Origin of the sequence: Myxococcus sp. CA005 (assembly GCF_006518205.1) — a bacterium.
Lineage (GTDB): Bacteria > Myxococcota > Myxococcia > Myxococcales > Myxococcaceae > Myxococcus > Myxococcus xanthus.
In genome coordinates this window covers 25,615-46,018 of the sequence record NZ_SRLV01000025.1, presented here as the reverse complement: position 1 = coordinate 46,018, position 20,404 = coordinate 25,615, and the positions used below count along the sequence as shown (strand labels likewise).

Sequence of the window (20,404 nt, the reverse complement as noted above, 5' to 3'; positions counted from 1 at the left end):
GATGCGCCGATACCCGCCGACCAGGCATCACCAGCCGGCCCCTATCCGTGCCGCTCCTCGCCGGACATGGGGCGGGCGGAATCCCCACCTTAGAGTCTTGCCGCTGGGCATGGAGGAGGGGCTGCCAGAGCTTTGAATCACGACAGGTGGAGCAATGGCAGAGAAGACTGGCATCAGCGGTGGAGGGTTCCTCGAAGGAATCACCACCCTCGTCACGAAACTGGCGGAGCTCGCGGAGAAGAGCGAACAGCTCCAACGCTCCGGAGAGTTCGGAGCCTCCGACAAGGGGCTCAGGGGCGTCTATGGCTTCAACGTGCGAATCGGAGGAGGCGCACCCGGTCAACCGAGCGGCATTCCGCGCGTGGAGCCCTTCGGGAACATCCGCCAGGATCACCAGACCGGCAAGGCGGTCGTCCACCCCATCCGCGAGCCCCTGGTGGATGTCTTCGAAGAGGGGCCGGACGTGCTGGTGGTGGCCGAGCTGCCGGGTGTCGACCGCAAGGACATCACGCTGGAGCTCCGCGAAGACATCCTGACCCTGCATGCCGAGCACGAGGCGCTCAAGTACCACAAGGAGGTCCTGCTCCCCAGGCGCTTCACCCGCCGGCAGATGCACACCAACTGCCGCAACGGCGTCCTCGAGATCCGCCTCACCGCCCAGGAGGAGCGCCGCTCGTGACCGTCGCGACACGGGAACATACGCGGACGCTGCGCGCCGCCGAGTCCCTCGGCAAAGACCTGGGCCGTGGCCTCGCCCGCATGGACCCCGCCGACATGAAGCGGCTGGGGGCGCATGTCGGCGACATCGTCACGCTGTCCGGCAAGCGCCGCAGCGCGGCCAAGGTGATGCCCTCCTACCCGGACGCCCGGGGGCGCGGAATCCTCCAGATTGACGGTGTGACCCGGGCCAACACCGGGGTGCAGTTGGACGAACCGGTGAAGCTGACCCTGGCCCCCGCCCGACACGCCGAGAAGGTCGTGCTGGCGCCCCTGGAGTTCACCCCCGCGCAGCGTGACCTGGCCTACATCGGCACGCTGCTGGACGGACTGCCGGTGGTGAAGGGAGACCGGGTCCGCGCGCTGCTGTTCGGCAGCCGCACGGCCGACTTCCGCGTCGTCGAGACCACTCCTGTGGGGGCGGTGGTGATTCACCCCAACACCCTGCTGGAGGTCGCCAAGGCGCCGGAGAAGGAGAAGGTGACGCACGAGCGGGCGCGCGCCGTCAGCTACGAGGACGTGGGTGGGCTGAAGCGGGAGCTGGGCCGCATCCGCGAGATCGTGGAGCTGCCGCTGCGGTATCCGGAGGTGTTCGAGCGGCTCGGGATCGACGCCCCCAAGGGGGTGCTGCTGTATGGCCCGCCGGGCTGCGGCAAGACGCTGATCGCCCGGGCGGTGGCCCACGAGACGGCGGCGGCGTTCTTCACCATCACCGGCCCGGAGATCATGCACAAGTTCTACGGAGAGAGTGAGGCCCACCTCCGGCAGATCTTCGACGAGGCCCAGCGCAGGGCCCCGGCCATCATCTTCGTGGACGAGATAGACGCCATCGCTCCCCGGCGCGAGAACGTGCAGGGCGAGGTGGAGAAGCGGGTGGTGGCGCAGTTGCTGTCGCTGATGGACGGCCTGGCCCAACGCCGGCACGTCATCGTGCTGGCTGCCACCAACATCCCCAACGTGCTGGACCCGGCGCTGCGTCGCCCGGGGCGGTTCGACCGCGAGATCGCCATCTCCATCCCCGACCGCACGGCGCGCAAGGAGATCCTCGCCATCCACAGCCGGGGCATGCCGCTGGCAGAGGACGTGGACCTGGACCATCTGGCGGCCGTGACGCATGGCTTCGTAGGCGCAGACCTCCAGGCCCTGTGCCGCGAGGCGGCGATGCTCTGCCTGCGCCGGCTGATTCCCCACATCGACTTCGCCTCGGCCGAGATTCCCTACGACGAGCTGATACAGGTCCAGGTGACGATGGCCGACTTCCAGGCGGCGCTGCACGAGGTGGGGCCATCGGCGATCCGCGAGGTGTTCGTGGAGACCCCGGACGTGGGCTGGAAGGACGTGGGCGGACTGGGGCAGCTCAAGCAGCGGCTCATCGAGGCGGTGGAGTGGCCACTCCGGTACCCCGAGGAGTTCGCGCGGGCCAAGGTCCGCCCCCCCAAGGGCGTGCTGCTGAGCGGCCCTCCTGGCTGCGGCAAGACGCTGATGGCCAAGGCCGCCGCCCACGAGAGCCAGGTCAACTTCATCTCGGTCAAGGGCCCGGCGCTGCTCAGCAAGTTCGTGGGGGAGTCCGAGAGGGGGGTGCGCGAGACCTTTCAGAAGGCCCGTCAAGCGGCCCCCTGCATCATCTTCTTCGATGAGATCGACTCGCTCGTGCCGACGCGCTCCGCCGGGGGAATGGACGAGCGCGTCACAGAGAGGGTCGTCAGCCAGTTCCTGGCCGAGATGGATGGCATCGAGGAGCTGACCGGCGTGCTGGTGCTCGCGGCCACCAACCGCGCGGACCTGCTCGACCCTGCGCTGCTGCGCCCGGGACGCTTCGACCTGCTCGTCGATGTGCCGCTGCCGGACCGCGAAGCGCGGCGCGACATCTTCCAGGTCCACCTGCGCGACAAGCCGGTGGAGAAGGACCTCGACCTGGGCGGACTCGCTGCACGCAGCGAGTCCTTCTCCGGCGCCGACATCCAGGCCGTGTGCAATCAGGCCGCCTGGGAAGCCGTGCGTCACGTCATCAGCGGCAAGGGAAAGCGGCTCGTCATCACATCCGAGAGCCTGCTCAAGGCGATCCGAGGGCACAAGGAGGCACGCCGGCCATGAGAGCCCACAGCAATCCCGGTGTGCAGGGGCGACGCAAGGGCCAGCAGGCCCTGTACGTCTATGGCTTCACGCGGGCAGGGGCGGTGGAGCACTTCTCCGTTCCCGGTATCAGCGGCGCCGCCGACGTGCGGGCGCTGAAGCTGGGGAACCTTGCCGCCATCTACAGTCCGCTCTCGATGGAGGAGTTCCTGGGGCCGGAGGGTGCGGACCACACCCAGGACCTGGAGTGGGTGGCCCCCCGGGCGGTCAGGCACGAGGGCGTGCTCGAGGAGGTGATGCAGTCCTCGCCGGTGCTTCCGGTGAGCTTCGGGGCGATCTTCTCCTCACCGCGAGCGTTGTCCAAGGCGGTCGACGCCCACCGGCAGGAGATCTCCAGCTTCCTCGACGACATCGCCGACAAGGAGGAATGGGCAGTCAAGGTCTACGCCAACGCCCAACGCCTGCGCGCGCATCTGGAGCGAGCGCCTGAGTTCCGCCAGCGCCTCCAGCACCTCCCCGAGTCTCCCGGCGCGCGCTACTTCCACGAGAAGAAGATGCAGCGCGAGCTCGACGTGCGCAGCCGCAACGAGGGACAGAGCCTGGCGGCCCACATCCGCGAGGAACTCGCCCCGGCGGCGCTCTCGGTGAAACCCCTGCGCCTGGCAGATCGCGGGATCTCGGGCCGGCAGGACGACATGGTGCTGAACTCCGCGTTCCTGGTGCACTCCGGGCAGGTGCAGCGGTTCGCCCAGCGCGTGCAGCAGCTCGCGGCCCGGTACCAGCCGCAGGGGTTGACGGTGGAGACGACCGGCCCCTGGCCTCCCTACAGCTTCTGCCCCAGCCTGGAGGAGCGGCCGTGAAGTCAATCATGTACGGCATCCTGGACGCACGGCAGGCAGCGAAGGAGTCGCTGCCGCCGGGGCTGAACCAGGCGCCGCTGATGGCGGTGAAGCACGGCAACCTGGCTGCGGCCATCTCGCCGGTGGAGGAGGAGCTGGCCTCCTCGGCCGGCATCGAGCAGGCGCTGGAGTACGCCCGGGTGGTCGAGCAGTTGCACCGCCGACTTTCGGTGTTGCCCATGCGCTACGGCTGCTTCGTCCATCACCCCGAACAGGTGGTGGAGTTCCTGCACCGCTACGAGCGGCAGTTCTCGGACGCGCTGGCCCAGGTGGAGGGCTGTGACGAGATGGGGCTGCGCATCCTGTTCCAGGAGTCGGACGTGGCCGAGCCCCCGGAGCAGGCAGGGGCGCCCACCGGGGCGGACGCCCAGACCCGCGGACGGGCCTACCTGGACAACCGGCGTCGCTTCTACGCGCAGCAGACACGTGTGGACCGCGCTGCCCGGCGCATGGCGGAGCGGGCGCAGGCGGCCTTCTCCGGGCAGTTCGTCCGCTGCACCTGGGACCATGCCGCTCGCCCAGACGGGCAGCTGCTCTCCATGGCCTTCCTGGTGGAGCGCCCCAAGCTCGCCGAGTTCCGGCGGGCCTTCCTTCGCTTCCAGAAAGACGGCCCCGGCAATGTGATGTGCAGCGGCCCGTGGCCCCCCTACGGCTTCGTTGCAGACCTGGCAAAGCCTGCCGTCGCGGCCCTCGCCGAGCTGGAGCACCTCCAAGAGAAAGGATGAATACGTCATGGCAAACGTCTCAACTTCTACCGGGACGACCTCGACGGCCGACGTCATCGACCGGATCCTGGACAAGGGAATCGTGGTCGATGCCTGGGTGAAGGTCTCGCTGGTCGGCATCGAAGTGCTCTCTATCGAGGCACGCGTCGTGATCGCTTCGATTGAGACCTACCTCAAGTACGCCGACGCCATCGGCCTCACCGCCGCTGCGGCTGCGCCTGTCGCGGTCTGAATCTTCACCTGAACAGGACAGGACAACGTCATGCCACGCGCCAAGACTCGACACGAGAAGTCCACCCCGGAGGGACGCTACCTGTACGCGGTGGTTCCGATAGAGGTGGTCGACTCGCTGAACCTCGACACTCCCGGCATCCAGGGTGCGGACGTGCACCCGGTGACGTCCGGAAAGCTGGCGGCCATCGTCAGCGATATCGAGCAGCAGACGCTTCGGCCGGAGCGCAAACACCTCAGCACCCACAGCGCAGTGCTGGGTCAGGTGATGGACCAGGCGCCGATGCTACCAGTCGCGTTCGGCATCATTGCCGGCAGCGAGCGGGAAGTACGGAACCTGCTGGCCGAGCACGCGAACGACTTCCTCACGCAGCTCCGTGCGGTGAGAGGGAACGTGGAGATGGGCCTTCGGATCCGGCTGAGCGACCCCGATGCGTTCGGGTACTACGTCAACGCCTTCCCCGAGCTCAAGGCGATGCGGGACGACCTCTACCGCGAGGGGGAGCCGTCGCGCGAAGAGAAGATCGAGCTGGGGAAGTACTTCGTCGACCTGCTCAACGGCTTCCGTGAGGCGACCGCCGACAAGGTGCTCGATGGAATCGAGTCCGTGGCCAGGCAGACCGTGGTCAACGAGCCGCGCAATGAGTCGGAGGTGGTGAATCTGGCCGCGCTGGTGCCACAAAAGAAGGTCGACGCCTTCAACGCGACCGTGGAGAAGCTGGGCGCGACGCTGCCCGAGAACTTCCAGGTGAACGTGACCGGACCCTGGCCGCCGTACAACTTCACCCATCTGCGAATCCACTTCGAAGAGGTGGAGGAGGCAGCGCAGGGGGCGCCTTGATCATCCTGGACGACATCCTGATGTCCCCGGTTCGGAGCATCGCGTGGATCTTCCGCTCGGTGCACAAGGCCGTTCAGGACGAACAGGCCCAGGAACAGACCGACCTCCGCACCCGCCTGAGCGACCTGTACCAGGAGCTCGAGCGCGGCGAGATCACGGAGGAGCAGTTCGATGAGCAGGAGTCGCAGCTGCTCGACCGCCTGGACGCGTTGAAGGCAGCGCAGGAGGGGGCAGGGCCTGCGCCTCCTGAAACAGGCCCTGGAGGTGAAAACAGATGAACGGGCAGGCGACGACACCCGAGGCACAGCAGGAGCGCGCCTCGGTGTTGGAGTTGCTGGACCGGGTGCTCAACAAGGGCGTGGTCATCAGCGGTGACCTGGTGATTTCAGTGGCCGACGTGGACCTCATCTACCTGGGCCTGCGGCTGCTGTTGACCTCGGTGGAGACGGCGCTGGAGGTGGGCACCCTTCCCGAACATCCGCAGCGCTTGCAGTGAGGCGGGAGGAAGACCCGCCCACGCGCGGGATGGGAGACGGGGTGAACCATGGCAGTCGAGGGCGCACCACAGGCGGTGGAGGAGCTCGCCCGAGCGTTGGAGCCGACGAAGCCGCCCAAGCTGGAACTGGACGAGGAGAACGTCCAGGCCGGGCTCGTACGGCTGGTGCTCGCCGTCGTCGAGCTCATCCGCCAGTTGCTGGAGAGGCAGGCGCTGCGCCGGATCGACGCCGGCTCACTGAGCGAGGAGCAGATTGAAAGGCTGGGCGTCACCTTCCTGCGCCTGCAGGAGCAGATGGATGTCTTGAAGAAGCAATTCGACCTGACGGACGAGGACCTGAATCTGGACCTCGGGCCGCTGGGCACGACGCTGTGAGGCTGGCCGAGCAGCGGACAGAGAGCGAGGAGCCATGGCCCAAATCGACGATCGCGTGACGCCGCCCCCTCAGCGACACTACCCGCCCACCTCGACCCGCAGCAGCTCCGTGGCTGACATCCTCGAGCGGGTGCTGGACAAGGGCATCGTCATCACCGGGGACATCAAGATCAATCTGACGAACGTCGAGCTGCTGACCATCCAGATCCGACTGATCATCTGCTCGGTGGAGCGGGCACAGGAGATGGGCCTGGACTGGTGGACGACCAACCCCAACTTCAGCTCCCGTGCGCGACAGCAGCTCTCGGCGGCTCAGGCGCCCGTGGCGGCTCCGGCTCGAGGTGCCTCGGCCGAACCGGCAGCTCCGGCCCCACGTGCTGCTCCCAAGCCCAGACGCGCGCCCAAGGCCAAGAAGGTATAGGGAGGCGCACCGCCGCGAGCATCGCCTCGCGAAGCGGAGGCCGGCGCCGCTCAGGCGTCGAGCAGGTCCGCCCAGAAGTGTACCAGCCGCAACACGTCCATCAGTGCCTGTGGCCCGTCCATCTCCGCGTGGGTGATGAGCGGCGTGGCCAGCGCGTTGACCTCGGTGTGGGGACGCAGAGCCGCGGCCAGCCGGCTGGACTCCATGGCGGGAATCACCGTGTCCCCCGCGCCATGCAACAGGAAGACGGGCGCGGTGGGCGGAGGCGAGCGCTCTGGCGACAGCGCCGGGTCCGCGGCGAACGTCTTCACGAAGGGCAGCAAGCGTGGGCCGAGCGCCGCCACGTCGCGCGTGTTCACGTAGCCCATCAACGTGGCCGCAGGCTCCGGCAGCTCCGCCTGGAGGTCACGCGCCTTGGCGAACGTCTCCGCCGCGAGGCGGCCATCCACCATGGCCTGATGGGATGCGCGCAGGAAGGTCCGGATGCCCGCGCGCAGGGGCTCCACCTGTTCGGGAGGAACCAGCATCTCCGCCACGTTGAGCAGGATGATGACCACGCCATAGTCATGCGGGGCCAGGTGACTTCCATCCGGCAAGTCGCCCGAGCACAGGAAGGTGAGCACGCGCGGCAAGTCCCCATGACCGCCGAAGGAGAGCGTGGCCGCCACCCGGTCCTGCAAGGCGGGCCGTCCCGCCGCCACCACCGACAAGCCGCCGGAGAAGCTGATGCCGAACAGATTCACCTTGCCGTCGGGCGCCAGGTCTGCTTGCGACGCGGCCCACACGGCGGCGTCCTCGATGATGTCCGGCAGGCGCGGCGTGATTTCGTAGCGCAGCAGGTCCGGCGGCTCCGGGGTAAGCACCGCCTGGCCGCCCATGGCCAGGTCCTCCGCCAGCTTCACGAGCCGAGGCTCGTCGATGCCATCCGCGTGGACGCCCGAGGTCAACACCACCGTGCGTCCGCGCTGCGTCACCGGCCGGTACAACCGGGCACGCACCGGACCGTGGCGCGTGGGCACCTGGACGTCGCTCACGTCGAAGGGCCCGGTGCGCCAGTCCGCGAGCGCCGTCTCCACGCGACCCTGCATGCCCGCAGCGCGCACCACCAGCGACAAGCCCTGCAGCCACCCCGGCACCACGAACAAGCCCGCGGCCAGCAGCGCCACCAGCGACGCCGCCAGACTCCGCCGCGCCGCACGGATCATTGGATGAGGTGCTCCACGAAGGTGCACAGGCGCTCGCGCTCGAAGGGCTTCTCCAGCAGCCCGCGCGTGCGGCGGCCCACGAACTCACGCGCCTGCGCGGTGAAGGCGCCCCCCGTCATCAGCCCGGTGCGCAGCGCGAGCTCCGGCGCCAGCCGCTCCAGCTCCACCACGAAGTCCAGCCCGCTCATGCCCGGCATCATCACGTCACACAGGATGGCATCGAACCGCTCTCCCATGGTGAGCAAGCGCAGGGCCTCGCGCGCGTCCTGGACGACGTGAATCTCATACACGTCACGCACCAGCCGGCTCACCGAGTTGCCCACGGAGGGCTCGTCATCGATGAGCAGCAGACGTCGACGGATACGAGCGGGCGCCGGCTCCACAACCTGCGTTTGCTCCGCGCCATCCGTCCAGCCCGCGGCCTGCGCGGGTAGGACGATGCGGAAGGTGCTGCCCCAGCCGGGCGCGCTGGAGACCTCGATGCGTCCACCCATGGCCTGCACCAGCGTCAGGCTGATGGACAGCCCCAGCCCCGTGCCCTCTCCGACGGGGCGTGTAGAGAAGAACGGGTCAAAGATGCGGCGTTGCACGTCCGGCGCCATGCCGTGTCCGTTGTCGGAGACCTCCAGCTCCACGTGCCGGCTGCTGCTGGCGCGCAGGGACACCCGCACCCGGTTCTCCTCGGGCGCACGGTCCGGCAGCGCCTGGAGCGCGTTCAACAGCAGGTTCACGACAATCTGGGTGAGGCGCCCTTCGTTGCCATGCACGGGCAGCACCGGCTCCAACGTGCACGTCAACCGGGCGACCAACCCAATCTGGTTGCGGAGCAGCCGCAGCGCGCCGTCCACCACGTGCACCATGTCCACCGGACCATGCAGCTCTTCATCCGCGCGGGAGAAGGTGCGCAGGTCGCGGACAATCGCGCTGACGCGACCAGCGCCCTCCTGCGCTTCGGCCACCACCTCACGCAGCTCCATGAGCTGTTCGTGGGACAGCTCCGGCTGGGCGAGCAGCTCGCGCAGGTACGAGAGATTGGAGCTGACGTAGGACAGGGGGTTGTTGATTTCGTGCGCGACGCCCGCGGCGAGCGTGCCAATCGACGCCATCCGATCCGCCAGCACCCACTGCGACTCCAGCCGCGCGCGATCCGAGGCTTCAAGGAGGCTCGGCGCGGGCGAGGCATCCCCATCCGACAGCGCCGACAGGCGCCGGCGCAGGCTCGCGAGCCGTACGCCCCAGTGTGTCCCGGGCGCGGTCAGACACTCATCCGCACCGGCTGCGGCCAGGGCGTCGGCTTCCACAGGCGCGCGGCCCGTGAGGACGACCAGGTGCGTGCGGGGTACGCGGCGCAGGGCATTCAACCGCTGACAGCTCGTGCACAGCTCCGACAGCGGGCCGCCGTCGTCCCACAGGACGATGAGTCCCTCGGAGATGGCCCCGGGCAAGGTACCCGCCAGGGGCACACGCAAGATCTGGCAGTTCCGCCCCGCGTCGGACTCGAGAATCCCTCGCTCGACCTCCTCCGACACCTCGGGAGGTAATGCCACCAGCGTCACAAACACGGCGTCAATCCTCCGGCCCCAAGAGCCCCGGGTTCCGCGCGCAGGAGCCGGAGCCACGTCCCCATTGCAGCGCCCGGGCGCTTCACGGTCAACGTCGTCGCGTCGCCGACAGTTCCCTGCGCTTCCGAGCGGTGGTTCCTTGGACCCGGCGGGTCGCCGTCGCCACCACCTGTGGCCCCACGGCACACGCCGGCAGCAGCGGGCAGCGACCGCAATTCTCCGCGATGGGTTGGGCGGGGCAGGCCCCACTCATGCCGTAGTGACACAGTGCGAAGTCGTAACGGACAGGGTCGGCCGGGTCCAACACACGCAACGCGGCTGTCACCTCCTCCGCCGTGCGCCACGTCAAATCATTGCGGAAAGTCAGTCCCAGGTGCCGCGAGATGCGACCAATGTGGGTGTCCAAAGGAATCAGGAGCGCGGAAGGTGGCACGCGCTTCCAGATGCCGAAGTCCACGGTGTCCGGACCCCGCACCATCCACCTGAGGTAGAGGTTGAGCCGCTTGGCCGCTCCCCCGCCCAGCGGCGAGGGCAGCAGGTGATGCAGGCCGCGCTCCGGCCCCAGGGCCTTTCGCAAGGCGTCCATGGGGATGGCGCGCAGGCCCGTCGTGAAGTGGTCCAACGCGCCGTGCAAGGTGTCACGCGACTGGAGCCCCTGAAGGAACAACGCCTCCAGGCTGCCCTGCTCCCGCAGCACACGCCCCATGCCCAGCAGGAGCACCGCCACGTCCGTACCCACGTTGAAGCGGTACACGAAGCCTTCGAGCAGCGCCCGCGCGCCCGCTACGCCAAGGGCCGTGACGAAGGCGGCGGGAGACGGCCCCATGCGGCGCAGCAGTGCGTCCACCTTGGGACGGAACAGGTCCGCGCGGCCGTACGCCAACCCGGCCGCCAGCAGCGCGCTGACCTCGATGTCTCGTGGGTCCTGGTAGCGGTGCGGGAACTCCACCGGATCGAAGGCGATGCGGGCGCGCGCGTCGGTGGACGTCAGCACGGCCTCCAGCCGTGGCCGGAGGTGCTCGGCGGCTCGAGGCGAGAGTCCAACGACCGGGGCGGTGCGTCTCTTCGAGCGAGGTGTCACGTCAGGCGGTCCCACATGGTCCAGGAACGGCAAGCGGCCCGCCCGTCTTCCCGATGCTCGCCGCGGGCATTCGTGCGCCTTCGCGCCTCATAGCGCCAGGAGCACATCCAACTGGGCCTTCACGGCACTCGCCTCGTCCTGCTTGCCGAGCTTCTCGTAGAGGGCCACCGCGTCACGCCGCTCTTGAAGCTCGCGGTCGATGACGGCCTGCACGGCCTCCGGAGTCAAGGCCAGCCGGGGCACTTCGCCATGCCCCAGCCCACCAGCGCTTCCGGCGAACACGTCACCCACGGCGGTGGGCGCCACGCGCATGTCCGGCGCTTCCGCGTTGTCGATGGCCGCGAGCAGCTCGCGAAGCACCGCTGAAGCCTGCGGGCTCCGCGTGCGCATGGCCTCCTTCAATGCAGCGCGCAGTGCCGCCTTCCACTCATCCACGGTTCGCATGCGCGCACCCTATCGACGCGCTTGGGGCGACTCAAGGTGCGCGCTCCGTCAGAGGTCCCCAGGCCCAGACAACAACGAAGCCTGGGGACCCGACGCACCAGGAGCGTCAGCGCAGCAGCGCGGACGGCTGCGCGGCGAAGATGAGGTCGTCGTGGTCGTTGTAGTTGCCTTCCACGCAAGGCGCCGTGCTTCCGCGGTTGCGGAAGACCGCTCGCACGGCCTGGGCGGCGTCGCCCTCCGGCAGCGTGTAGGTGGCGGACAGCGTGTGGAGGCCCTTGGACGGAACGGGCATCGTGGTGATGAGCTGCCAGACAGGGTTGTTGGCGTCGGCCGCGTAGAACAGGTCCAACTTGTCGTTGAGCTTGTTGTAGGCGAAGACCGTTGCATCGACGCGCACCAACTTGCCCGGCGCGAAGTTCGTCCCGTCCAGCGTGGACACCACGATGCGCTCGTTCGACTGGTCAACCAGGTGCGCACCCGACAAGCCGTCCCTGCAGGAGTTCTTGATGGTGTTCGGCGCGTTCACCTCGGGCCCGACGAAGCCGCCGCGGCCATTGAGCAGCGTACCGGAATCACACGCGTTGGAGGCCGAGGCACACCGCGGCGCCCTCAGGACAGAATCGAATCCAGCCGTACTGGTCGCGTTGCTCACCGTCACGGACACCCCGGCGCTGGTCGCCGCGACGCCCACGAGGTCAACCGCCCGCGCCGTCACGATGTGGCTGCCATTGGGCACCGCGGCCGTGTCCCAGTCGAACGCGTACGGCGCCGTGGTGTCCGTCGCCTTCAGTTCGCCGTCCACGAAGAACTCCACGCGGTTCACACCGGAAGCATCCGTGGCCGAGGCCGTGACGGTCGTAACTCCAGCCACCGTGCTTCCGGCGGCAGGGGCGGTGATGGCGACCTCCGGCGGCGTCTCGTCAATCGTCACCCCACCCTTCGCCAGCTCCGCCACGTACGCGGCGGCCAGCTTCGCGAACTTGAGCGCGTGACGGGCATCGCCCCCGCTGTTGTGGAGCGTGTCATTGACGGTGTGGATGTACGGGTTGGACGCGCTCAGCGGCGCCTCGAAGGGCATCGAGGCCGCGAAGCCCGCGCTCGTCCATGACGCATGGTCCGAGCACGCGTAGCCGCACGTCGTCGTGGTCCATTCGAGTTCGGGCTGATACGTGTCGATGAGGTTGGTGACGAACGTGTTTTGCGCCGCGTTCGTCCGGTCGCTCACCAAGGCCACGTCGATGTTCGACCGCAGGTTGTAGTTCGTCATGTCGAGCTGGAGCACGCCCACCACGTCGACTGCATCCGCCGCGTACTTGGTGGCGATTGCCGAAGAGCCGCGCAGGCCCACTTCCTCGGCCGCGTAGGCCATGAACTTCACGGTGCGCTCCGGGCGGTAGTTCTGGAGCATGGCCACGCGAATCACCTCGGTGAGCGTGGCGATTCCCGATGCATCGTCGTCCGCGCCGGGAGCCGTGCTGCCGTTGCTGGTGGAGTCCAGGTGGCCACCGAGCACGACGACCTCTTCCGACAGGGTGGTGCCGGTAATCGTCAAGATGACGGAAGGCTGCGCCCACGAGGCGTGGTTGAAGAGTTCAACGGTAACGTCGGAGCGCGCCGGCGGAACCAGCGACTCCCAATGGCCCTTCAGCCAGTTGGCTGACGCCACGCCCGTCGTCGACGTGTAGTAACGCGTCGCGTAGCTGGACAGGTGGTCGATGACCCATCGGATGGCCAGCTCCTGAACCCCCGCTTGCAACGCGTTGACCGTCGACGCGTTGTCCAGGCTGTACGTGACGGCGGTGGCCTTGGCGGCCTTCGCCGCGACCGACGGGTCCAGGGCGGTGAGCGCGGCCGCTTCGGTGTCGTGGTAGATGAAGCCACCGCAGCGGTTGAGCTTCTCGTGCATCATTCGCGAGATGAGGTTGAGCTGGGACTCACGCACGCGTAGCGCGGTGACGTCCGCCGTCTGCCCTCTCATCGATGGCGCCGCATGTCCGGCGTTGGCGAAAGCGGCGTTGACGTGTTCGAGGGCATCGGAGCCGAGGGTGATCCACACCTCGCGGTCGGGAGCCTTCGCCGGGGGCGCCTTCGCGAACGCCGAGACACTACAGAGCACCAGGAGGACTGAAGCGAGGCGCTTCATATACATACGTTTCTCCACTGCCAGGCGGGGACGTGCGGTTGAGATGGCAGGGAGAGAAATCCCCGCCTTCACCGTTAACTTACACTTCCGGCGAAAACAGGGGACACTCCTCGCAACGAAACACGCCGGCCTCAGCCATTCTCATGGATTGAGACAAGCGCGGAGCGGACGCTATCGCGACAGCTCACGCACGGCGTGGCCCAGCTCAGGGAGGATGAGCGCCTCCAGCGCGAGCCGTACGGCCTTGGGCGAGCCCGGCAGCGCGAAGAGAATCATCCCCTGGTAGGTGCCCGCCGTGGCGCGGGACATCATCGCCGCGCTCCCCACCTGTCGGTAGGACAGCATCCGGAAGAGTTCACCAAACCCTGGCAGTTCCTTCTCGAACAGCGGACGCAACGTCTCCACCGTGCAGTCGCGCCGGCCAATCCCGGTGCCTCCGGTGAACAACACGGCCCGGGCCCCCGCCTCGCGCGCGGCATCCAGCGCGCCGCGAATGGCTTCCGGGTCATCCTTCACCACGAGGGTGCCAGCAATGCCGTGGCCCGCCGCCTCCAGGCCCTCGCGCAGGACCTGGCCACTCTCATCGCGCGCCGCGTCGCGGCTGTCCGAGCACGTCACGATGAAGGTGCTGACATGCACCGGCGCTCGCGCCTTGTGCTCCTCCGCCGGGCCGTGGTCGTGGCCGTGCGGGTGATGATGATGGTGGTCGTGGTGATGATGCGTGTGGTCGTGGTCATGACCGTGGTGCCCATGAGGCCCGTGGTCATGATGATGGTGCCCGTGAGGCCCATGGTCGTGGTCGTGGTCGTGGTCGTGTGCCATGACAGGTACTCCGGAGTGCGAGAGGGACTTCAGGGCGTGTCGGGCCAATCGATGACGAGCGAGCCGTCTTCGACCGCGACCTGCACCGTCGGCTGGTCGTCACAGACCCCCGGCGAGGTCGCGTTGCGCCCGGTGTCCATGTCGAAACCGACCTCATGGCACGGGCAGACGACCATGTTGTCCTCGATGCGACCGCCGGACAGCAGACACCCGGCGTGGTTGCACCAGTCATCCAGGCCCTTGTAGCGCCCGTGGATCTTCGCGATACACACGTTGCGCTTGCCGACCTCGTAGCCCCGCATTTCCCTCTCGGCGAAGTCCGCCGGTCCCAGCTTGATCTTCGTCATCGCGGCCCCTTTTCCCACAACGCGGGACTGGCTGCACTCCCGATGCCCGGGCATTACCTTCTCCCCGTGACTCCCGACGTGACCATCCCCACCGTTGTCGACAAGGCCACCGTCGCCCAGGTCCTCCGTGACATCTCCCTCCTGCTCCAGCTCCAGGGAGAAAGCGGGTTCCGCGTCCGCGCCTATGACATGGCGGCGGACCGCATCGCCGGGCTTCCCCAGGAGCTGGGCCCCCTGGTCGCGGAAGGCCGGCTGGAGAGCCTCCCAGGCATCGGCCGCGCGCTCGCCGAGAAAATCTCCGAGCTGGTGTCCACCGGCCGGCTCGGCTACCTGGAGGAGCTGCGGGCTTAGTTTCCTCCTGGGCTGCTGGAGCTGACGCAGTTGCCCGACGTGGGGCCGAAGAAGGTGGCCACGCTCTGGCGTGAGCTCCAGGTGAGCAGCATCGAGGAGTTGGAGCGGGCCTGCCGTGAGGGCCGCGTGCGGCAGGTCCGCGGCTTCGGCGCGAAGAGCGAAGCGAAGATGCTGGAAGGCATCGCCCTGTACCGCCGCGCGCGCGGCGAGCGCAAGCTGCTGGGCGAGGTACTGCCGGTGGCCACGGCGCTGCTGGAGCGGGTGAAGGCCGCGCCGGGCGTGGTGCGCGCCAGCCTGGGCGGCAGCGTGCGCCGACAGGCGGAGACCGTGGCGGACGTGGACATCATCGCCTCCGCGCCGGAGGCGGGACCGGTGCTGGATGCCCTGGCGAACGCACCCGGCGTGGCCGCGGTGCTGGGCAAGGGCGAAAGCAAATGCTCCGTGCGGTTGGAGGCCGGCGACCTCCAGGTGGACCTGCGCGTGCTGCCCGACGAGGACTTCGCCACCGCCCTGCACCACTTCACCGGCTCCAAGGCGCACCACATCCGCCTGCGCAACCTGGGGCAGGAACGCGGCCTCAAGATTTCCGAATGGGGCGTCCACCGGGACGACGGCACCAAGGTGCCCGTGACGGACGAGTCCGGGCTCTACGCCCTGCTGGACATGCAGTACGTGCCCCCCGAGCTGCGGGAGGACAACGGCGAGGTGGAGGCCGCACGCGAGGGACAGCTTCCCCAGGACCTGCTCACGCTGGAGGACGTCCAGGGTGCGGTCCACGCGCACAGCACCTGGTCCGACGGGCGCAACAGCCTGGAGGAGATGGCGCTCGCGGCGCGGGCGCTGGGTCTGAAGTACCTGACCGTCACCGAGCACAGCGAGGCAGCCATCTACGCAGGCGGCTTGAAGGTGGATGACCTCAAGCGCCAGTGGGAGGAGATCGACCGCATCAACGCGGCGGTCTCCGGCGTGCGGCTGCTCAAGGGCATCGAGGTCGACATCCTGGAGTCCGGCGCGCTCGACTACGCCGACAGCGTCCTGGAGCAGCTCGAGGTCGTCATCGGCTCCATCCACGTCCGGCACGGCATGGACGAGGACCAGATGACGCGCCGGCTGCTGGCCGCGATGGACAACCCCTGCCTCCAGATTCTGGGGCACCCCACCGGCCGGCTCATCAACAGCCGGGAACCCTACCCCGTCCGCATGGACGAGGTCCTGGAGCGGGCCGCCGAACGCGGCGTGGCCGTGGAGGTCAACGGCAAGCCCGCGCGCCTGGACATCAAGGCCGAATATGTCCGGCAGGCTGTGAAGCGGGGCGTCCGCCTGGTGGTGAGCTGCGACGCGCACCAGAAGGAGGACCTGAGGAACCTGGCCTTCGCGGTGGCTACCGCGCGCCGGGGCTGGGCCCGAAAGGGGGACGTGCTCAACACGCTCCCGACGGACCGCTTCGTCACCGCGCTGCGCGAGCGCCGGTGATAGGCTGCGGCACCCGCCGATGTCCCGCCTGCCGCCGCTGCTCCTCCTCTGCCTCCTCCCCTTCGCCTCCGCCGCGGCGGAGGCCGACAAGCCCTCGCGCGCCGACCTCCAACGGGTGCTGGAGCGACACGGGCGCTCGGTGGTGCACGTCAAGGGTCCTCGGAACGCGGGGCCCGGTGTCTTCGTGGGGTCCGCGGGACAGGTCCTCACGTCCGTCACTCCAGTGGGGGCCAGCTTCACCGGCCTGAATGCCGCCACGGTGGAGCACGACGGTAAGACGCTGCCCGCCCGCGTGGTGATGGCCAGCCAGGACCTCCAGGTGGCGGTGCTCGCCGCTCCGGATGGCGCGTACCCGGCGGCGCCCGTGAAGGTGCTTCGGGACGGCGACAGCCTTGACGGCCGCTGGCTGGTGGGCGTCCTCCCCGCCAAGAAGGGCCAGCCCGCGCGCCCCGTGCCGGCGCGAGCCCGGGCGGCCCAGCCCCCCTTCTATGATGTCCCCCTGGCCCTGCCCGCGGGCAGCCCCGTCTTCGACGCGGAGGGGCGGCTGGTGGCGGTGGTGGTGAAGAAGCACCGTCGCGGCTGCCGGGTGCTTCCGCTGAGCGCCGTGAAGGTGGAGCTGGCGTCGGTGGACATGCCATGACCCAGGCCGTGACGACGCCCTGGCGACCGAACGCCGTTCAGGAAGCGGTGGGATTGTGGGCCGTGGGCTTCCTGTCCATCGTCGCCGCGTTCCTCCTGTTGGGCGGCACCAGCATCCCCAAGCTGGTCGCGACAGTGGGCTTCCTCTACCTGCCGCTCATCCCCATGCGCTGGCGGGACGAGGACTACGGGGACTACGGCCTGTCACTGCGCGCGTGGCGCGAGGACCTGCGCCTGTTCCTGCTGCTGTCCGCGGTGGTGGGCCCCCTCTTCTTCCTGGGTTTCGCCGCGTTCGTGGAGGTGCTCCCCCACCTGCCCCCGGCGCTGGCCAAGCACCTCACTCCGCTGATGGGCGAGGCCCGCTTCCAGCCCCGCCTGCCCCCGCGCTTCGGCGAGTGGTTCATCGACCAGCTCTTCGTCGTCGCGCTGCCGGAGGAGTTCTTCTACCGGGGCTACCTCCAGACGCGGCTGCGCGACGCCTGGCCCCAGGGCCGCAAGTTCCTGGGGGGCCGGCTGGGCCCCGCCTTCTGGCTGACGGCGCTGCTGTTCGCCCTGGGCCACCTGGCCATCTTCCAGGCGTGGCGGCTGTCCGTGTTCTTCCCAGCGCTGATCTTCGGGTGGATGCGGGAGCGCACCGGCACCGTCATCGGCGCCGCCTTGTTTCACGCGGCTTGCAACCTCTATGTGCGGTTTCTCGAGGTTTCTTTTTTCGGCTGATTTCTGCCGAATTTCGCCGCCCCTCCACTCCGTGCAGCAGCATCGCGCACACACCCCGTGAAAGAACGGGCGTGTTTACACGTCCGTAACCTGATTTCAACGGAACCTCGACAGGGTTTTACTTGCCTTTCGAGAATGGCTTATTGCGTTGAAAATATCGCAAGAAACTCCGCGCCACACTGCGGCGATAACTCTTCAACCCCCTTGCACTGAGTTCGAGACCCCCAATGACGATTCGCCGCACCGAAGGTCCGAAGCCCACGATTCGCTCCACTGCTGCTTCCGAGGCTCAGTCGAAGACGGCCGCGAAGCCCGCGACCATCGCCCCGAACGTCATCAAGGACGGGTTCGGCCCCGCGGCCAAGACGTCGGACCTGGCGCGCGCGGAGAAGACGCTGAAGCCGCTGCCGCCTCCCGTGGGCCGGCTCTCCCTGGAAAGCCGCGAGGCGCAGACCGCCATCCAGACGTCGCTGGCGCACCTGGCCCCCTCCACCCAGACCTCCATCCGCAACCCCGGCATCATCGGCGGCGTGCAGTTCCCGGCGTACACGCCGAAGAGCGTGGAGCGTGACTCGCTGGGCATGACGCACGTGCGTCTGGACCGCCAGCACGAGGGCGTGAAGGTCTTCGGCGAGCAGGTCGTCACGCACCTCGACGCCGAGGGCAAGGTCAAGAGCACCACCGGCGACCAGTCTGAGATCCCGGCCGGCCTGGGCAAGGAGAAGCCCAAGGTGTCGCACAGCCAGGCGCTGGACATCGCGATGAAGGCGTTCGACGGCAAGCCGGACCGCCAGCCGAACTCCGAGCGCGTCATCTACAAGGACATCTCCGGTGAGTACCACTCCGCCTACCGGGTGGAAGTCACCAACGTGGATGGCACCGACAATCCGCGCAAGATGAACTACCTGGTGGACGCCAACACCGGGAAGCTCTTCGAGCAGTTCAACACCATTGACGGCTTCGCCCGCCAGCACGGCGCCGCGCATGGCCACACCCACGCCGAAGGCGCGGACCACGCCGACCACGCCCACGGCGCTGCCGCGACGGCTTCCGAGATCAAGGCCTCGGCCACGCCGAAGGCGGAGATCGCCGACCTGGCCACCGTCACGTCGAAGATCAACGTGACCCAGGACGGCACCGTGGACCAGCTGAAGCTGGACCTGGACATCGACCACACGTTCAAGGGCGACCTGTCGGTCACGCTCACCAGCCCCTCCGGCAAGTCGGAGACGGTGCACAACCGCAAGGGTGGCAGCGCGGACCACATCAAGGGCAGCTTCGACCTGAGCGGCTTCGCGGGCGAGTCCGCGAAGGGCGAGTGGACGCTGTCGGTGAAGGACAACGCGCGCCGCGACACGGGCACGCTGAACAGCTGGGGCCTGACCATCACCCCGAAGGCCGTTGAGCCCAACGAGCCCGGTCCCGGCGAGAAGATCGCGGACGACACGTCCATGTACAGCGGCAAGGTCGCGCTGGAAACGAAGAAGCAGGCGGACGGCACGTACACGCTCGAGGACGGCACGCGCGGCAAGGGCGTGGCGACCTACGACGCGATGAACCGCGAGCGCGCCAGCGGCCAGACGCAGATCAAGGACAACAACGACGTCTGGGGCGAGGCCACGGACCCGGAGCGCAACAAGGCCGCGGTGGACGCGCACTACGGCGGCCAGATGATGTACGACTACATGAAGGACATCCTCGGCCGTGACTCCATCGACGGCGCGGGTGAGAAGCTGGTGTCCTACGTCCACGTCAGCAACAACTACGTGAACGCGTACTGGGACGGCGAGAAGATGAGCTACGGCGACGGCGACGGCCGCAACTCCGGTCCGCTCACCGCGCTGGACATCGCGGGCCATGAGATTGCCCACGGCCTCACCGAGCGCACCGCCGGCCTCATCTACCGCGGCGAGTCCGGTGGTCTGAACGAGGCGATGAGCGACATCATGGGCGCTGGCCTCGAGTGGTACGCGTCCCAGAAGAACCCCGACGTGAAGTTCAACTGGACGGTGGGCGAGACGGCCTGGACGCCGAAGAACGGCGACCCCACCGACGGCCTGCGCTACATGGACGATCCGACGAAGGACAACTACTCGGTCGACAACTACAAGAACTACCCGAAGCAGACCGAGGTGCACGGCTCCAGCGGCATCGCGAACAACGCCTTCTACCTGCTGACCAACGGCGGAACCAACCGCACGTCCGGCATCGAAGTGAAGGACGCCATCGGCATGGAGAAGGGCCTGAAGATCTACTACCGCGCCCTGGCTCACTACATGACGCCGAGCACCACGTTCGCCCAGGCCCGCACCGCGACCATCAACGCGGCGACGGACCTCTACGGCGCGGACTCCGCTGAAGTGGCGAAGGTCAAGGAGAGCTGGACCGCCGTCGGCGTGAACTAGTCCTCCCGCTTCACTGAAGACACCCGAGCCCGGCCCGGCCCGCGACACACCGCGGACTGGCGCCGGGCTTCGGCTTTCCAGCGGCCGCTCAGGCCGGCGACTCCCCTACTTCGGTAACGGGCGTCGTGGCCGGCACGCCCTCCACCAGCAACATGATGGAGTGCGCGCTTTCGTGGCGGAGCGCCTTGGCGGCGGCGTATTCCGGGGATGCCCACCAGGCCCTGGCGAGCTCCACGCTGGGGAACTCCAGCAGGACGAAGCGCGGAGGCTGCCAGGTGCCTTCCAGGGCCTGGGTGGGGCCACCCTTGACAAGGTAGCGGCCCCCGTAGGCCTTGAGCGACGGAGGCGCGAGCTGCTTGTACCGCTCGTAGGTCTGCGCGTCGTGCACCGAGACCTCGACCAGGACGTAAGCAGGCATGGGCGCTCCTCGCGGCGGC

Annotated in this window: 21 protein-coding genes and 1 pseudogene; 14 read left to right on the top strand and 8 right to left on the bottom strand. The window is 68.2% G+C overall.

Going from position 1 to position 20,404, the window contains the following annotated elements; genetic code table 11:
• Nucleotides 1-154 precede the first annotated feature (154 nt).
• Genes hsp20 through FMQ63_RS13590 form a run of 10 tightly spaced genes read left to right on the top strand, consistent with a single transcriptional unit; the run spans nt 155 to nt 6,778 of the window.
• On the top strand, nt 155-679 hold the full coding sequence (hsp20, locus tag FMQ63_RS13635; protein ID WP_011552841.1) for an archaeal heat shock protein Hsp20: 525 nt from the start codon (nt 155-157) through the stop codon (nt 677-679).
• Nucleotides 676-2,811: a CDC48 family AAA ATPase gene (locus FMQ63_RS13630; protein WP_011552840.1), complete on the top strand. Its 2,136-nt coding sequence runs from the start codon at nt 676-678 to the stop codon at nt 2,809-2,811. Before hsp20 ends, FMQ63_RS13630 begins: the two co-directional genes overlap by 4 nt.
• Complete coding sequence (locus FMQ63_RS13625) at nt 2,808-3,650, top strand: GvpL/GvpF family gas vesicle protein (protein ID WP_011552839.1); 843 nt, start codon at nt 2,808-2,810, stop codon at nt 3,648-3,650. Before FMQ63_RS13630 ends, FMQ63_RS13625 begins: the two co-directional genes overlap by 4 nt.
• Complete coding sequence (locus tag FMQ63_RS13620) at nt 3,647-4,414, top strand: GvpL/GvpF family gas vesicle protein (RefSeq protein WP_011552838.1); 768 nt, start codon at nt 3,647-3,649, stop codon at nt 4,412-4,414. The genes FMQ63_RS13625 and FMQ63_RS13620 overlap by 4 nt, the downstream gene beginning before the upstream one ends.
• Nucleotides 4,415-4,421: 7 nt before the next feature.
• Nucleotides 4,422-4,646 carry a gas vesicle protein GvpJ gene (gene gvpJ / locus FMQ63_RS13615; protein ID WP_011552837.1) on the top strand — a complete coding sequence of 75 codons (225 nt, stop codon included), beginning with the start codon at nt 4,422-4,424 and terminating at the stop codon, nt 4,644-4,646.
• A gap of 30 nt (nt 4,647-4,676) precedes the next feature.
• Nucleotides 4,677-5,486 carry a GvpL/GvpF family gas vesicle protein gene (locus tag FMQ63_RS13610; protein WP_011552836.1) on the top strand — a complete coding sequence of 270 codons (810 nt, stop codon included), beginning with the start codon at nt 4,677-4,679 and terminating at the stop codon, nt 5,484-5,486.
• Nucleotides 5,483-5,764: a gas vesicle protein GvpG gene (locus FMQ63_RS13605; RefSeq protein ID WP_011552835.1), complete on the top strand. Its 282-nt coding sequence runs from the start codon at nt 5,483-5,485 to the stop codon at nt 5,762-5,764. The genes FMQ63_RS13610 and FMQ63_RS13605 overlap by 4 nt, the downstream gene beginning before the upstream one ends.
• Complete coding sequence (locus FMQ63_RS13600; protein WP_011552834.1) at nt 5,761-5,982, top strand: gas vesicle protein; 222 nt, start codon at nt 5,761-5,763, stop codon at nt 5,980-5,982. The genes FMQ63_RS13605 and FMQ63_RS13600 overlap by 4 nt, the downstream gene beginning before the upstream one ends.
• A 48-nt stretch (nt 5,983-6,030) precedes the next feature.
• Nucleotides 6,031-6,357, top strand: a complete 327-nt coding sequence (locus FMQ63_RS13595) for a gas vesicle protein K (protein WP_011552833.1) — start codon at nt 6,031-6,033, stop codon at nt 6,355-6,357.
• A gap of 34 nt (nt 6,358-6,391) precedes the next feature.
• On the top strand, nt 6,392-6,778 hold the full coding sequence (locus tag FMQ63_RS13590) for a gas vesicle protein (protein ID WP_020478783.1): 387 nt from the start codon (nt 6,392-6,394) through the stop codon (nt 6,776-6,778).
• A gap of 50 nt (nt 6,779-6,828) precedes the next feature.
• Here FMQ63_RS13590 and FMQ63_RS13585 read toward each other — a convergent pair whose 3' ends face one another.
• The 7 genes from FMQ63_RS13585 to FMQ63_RS13555 form a co-directional block, all read right to left on the bottom strand.
• Nucleotides 6,829-7,983, bottom strand: coding sequence for a hypothetical protein (locus FMQ63_RS13585; protein WP_026113954.1), 1,155 nt, complete (start codon nt 7,981-7,983; stop codon nt 6,829-6,831).
• Nucleotides 7,980-9,545 (bottom strand): ATP-binding protein, encoded by a 1,566-nt coding sequence (locus tag FMQ63_RS13580; protein WP_011552830.1) that lies wholly within the window; start codon nt 9,543-9,545, stop codon nt 7,980-7,982. Before FMQ63_RS13580 ends, FMQ63_RS13585 begins: the two co-directional genes overlap by 4 nt.
• An 88-nt stretch (nt 9,546-9,633) precedes the next feature.
• On the bottom strand, nt 9,634-10,539 hold the full coding sequence (locus FMQ63_RS13575; protein WP_011552829.1) for a TIGR02757 family protein: 906 nt from the start codon (nt 10,537-10,539) through the stop codon (nt 9,634-9,636).
• Between the two features lie 174 nt (nt 10,540-10,713).
• On the bottom strand, nt 10,714-11,070 hold the full coding sequence (locus tag FMQ63_RS13570; protein ID WP_011552828.1) for a GatB/YqeY domain-containing protein: 357 nt from the start codon (nt 11,068-11,070) through the stop codon (nt 10,714-10,716).
• 106 nt (nt 11,071-11,176) lie between these two features.
• Nucleotides 11,177-13,219: a M20/M25/M40 family metallo-hydrolase gene (locus FMQ63_RS13565; protein WP_011552827.1), complete on the bottom strand. Its 2,043-nt coding sequence runs from the start codon at nt 13,217-13,219 to the stop codon at nt 11,177-11,179.
• Between the two features lie 165 nt (nt 13,220-13,384).
• On the bottom strand, nt 13,385-13,852 hold the full coding sequence (locus tag FMQ63_RS13560; RefSeq protein ID WP_011552826.1) for a molybdenum cofactor biosynthesis protein B: 468 nt from the start codon (nt 13,850-13,852) through the stop codon (nt 13,385-13,387).
• Between the two features lie 212 nt (nt 13,853-14,064).
• Nucleotides 14,065-14,382: a Rieske 2Fe-2S domain-containing protein gene (locus FMQ63_RS13555; protein WP_011552825.1), complete on the bottom strand. Its 318-nt coding sequence runs from the start codon at nt 14,380-14,382 to the stop codon at nt 14,065-14,067.
• A 78-nt stretch (nt 14,383-14,460) separates the two neighbouring features.
• Between FMQ63_RS13555 and polX the strand changes: the two are divergent.
• The 4 genes and pseudogenes from polX to FMQ63_RS13535 all read left to right on the top strand — a co-directional run bounded on the left by polX (nt 14,461) and on the right by FMQ63_RS13535 (nt 19,967).
• Nucleotides 14,461-16,206 (top strand): annotated as a pseudogene (polX, locus tag FMQ63_RS13550) (DNA polymerase/3'-5' exonuclease PolX).
• Between the two features lie 19 nt (nt 16,207-16,225).
• Nucleotides 16,226-16,846, top strand: coding sequence for a serine protease (locus tag FMQ63_RS13545; RefSeq protein WP_011552823.1), 621 nt, complete (start codon nt 16,226-16,228; stop codon nt 16,844-16,846).
• The gene (gene mrtX / locus FMQ63_RS13540) at nt 16,843-17,562 is read left to right on the top strand and encodes a myxosortase MrtX (protein WP_011552822.1); all 720 of its coding nucleotides are present in this window, start codon (nt 16,843-16,845) and stop codon (nt 17,560-17,562) included. The genes FMQ63_RS13545 and mrtX overlap by 4 nt, the downstream gene beginning before the upstream one ends.
• Nucleotides 17,563-17,789: 227 nt before the next feature.
• Entirely contained in the window at nt 17,790-19,967 is a 2,178-nt protein-coding gene (locus FMQ63_RS13535) for a M4 family metallopeptidase (RefSeq protein WP_011552821.1), read from the top strand.
• Between the two features lie 88 nt (nt 19,968-20,055).
• Here the strand turns inward: FMQ63_RS13535 and FMQ63_RS13530 are convergent, their stop codons facing one another.
• The gene (locus tag FMQ63_RS13530) at nt 20,056-20,385 is read right to left on the bottom strand and encodes a DUF1330 domain-containing protein (protein ID WP_011552820.1); all 330 of its coding nucleotides are present in this window, start codon (nt 20,383-20,385) and stop codon (nt 20,056-20,058) included.
• Nucleotides 20,386-20,404: the final 19 nt, after the last annotated feature.

Bases quoted from the DNA above. Each gene is read 5' to 3' on its own strand.
- FMQ63_RS13625 (WP_011552839.1), top strand. From the start codon at position 2,808: ATGAGAGCCCACAGCAATCCCGGTGTGCAGGGGCGACGCAAGGGCCAG.
- FMQ63_RS13565 (WP_011552827.1), bottom strand. From the start codon at position 13,219: ATGTATATGAAGCGCCTCGCTTCAGTCCTCCTGGTGCTCTGTAGTGTC.
- FMQ63_RS13610 (WP_011552836.1), top strand. From the start codon at position 4,677: ATGCCACGCGCCAAGACTCGACACGAGAAGTCCACCCCGGAGGGACGC.
- FMQ63_RS13535 (WP_011552821.1), top strand. From the start codon at position 17,790: ATGACGATTCGCCGCACCGAAGGTCCGAAGCCCACGATTCGCTCCACT.
- FMQ63_RS13595 (WP_011552833.1), top strand. From the start codon at position 6,031: ATGGCAGTCGAGGGCGCACCACAGGCGGTGGAGGAGCTCGCCCGAGCG.
- mrtX (WP_011552822.1), top strand. From the start codon at position 16,843: ATGACCCAGGCCGTGACGACGCCCTGGCGACCGAACGCCGTTCAGGAA.
- FMQ63_RS13545 (WP_011552823.1), top strand. From the start codon at position 16,226: ATGTCCCGCCTGCCGCCGCTGCTCCTCCTCTGCCTCCTCCCCTTCGCC.
- FMQ63_RS13555 (WP_011552825.1), bottom strand. From the start codon at position 14,382: ATGACGAAGATCAAGCTGGGACCGGCGGACTTCGCCGAGAGGGAAATG.
- FMQ63_RS13570 (WP_011552828.1), bottom strand. From the start codon at position 11,070: ATGCGAACCGTGGATGAGTGGAAGGCGGCACTGCGCGCTGCATTGAAG.
- gvpJ (WP_011552837.1), top strand. From the start codon at position 4,422: ATGGCAAACGTCTCAACTTCTACCGGGACGACCTCGACGGCCGACGTC.
- FMQ63_RS13600 (WP_011552834.1), top strand. From the start codon at position 5,761: ATGAACGGGCAGGCGACGACACCCGAGGCACAGCAGGAGCGCGCCTCG.
- FMQ63_RS13590 (WP_020478783.1), top strand. From the start codon at position 6,392: ATGGCCCAAATCGACGATCGCGTGACGCCGCCCCCTCAGCGACACTAC.
- FMQ63_RS13530 (WP_011552820.1), bottom strand. From the start codon at position 20,385: ATGCCTGCTTACGTCCTGGTCGAGGTCTCGGTGCACGACGCGCAGACC.
- FMQ63_RS13585 (WP_026113954.1), bottom strand. From the start codon at position 7,983: ATGATCCGTGCGGCGCGGCGGAGTCTGGCGGCGTCGCTGGTGGCGCTG.
- hsp20 (WP_011552841.1), top strand. From the start codon at position 155: ATGGCAGAGAAGACTGGCATCAGCGGTGGAGGGTTCCTCGAAGGAATC.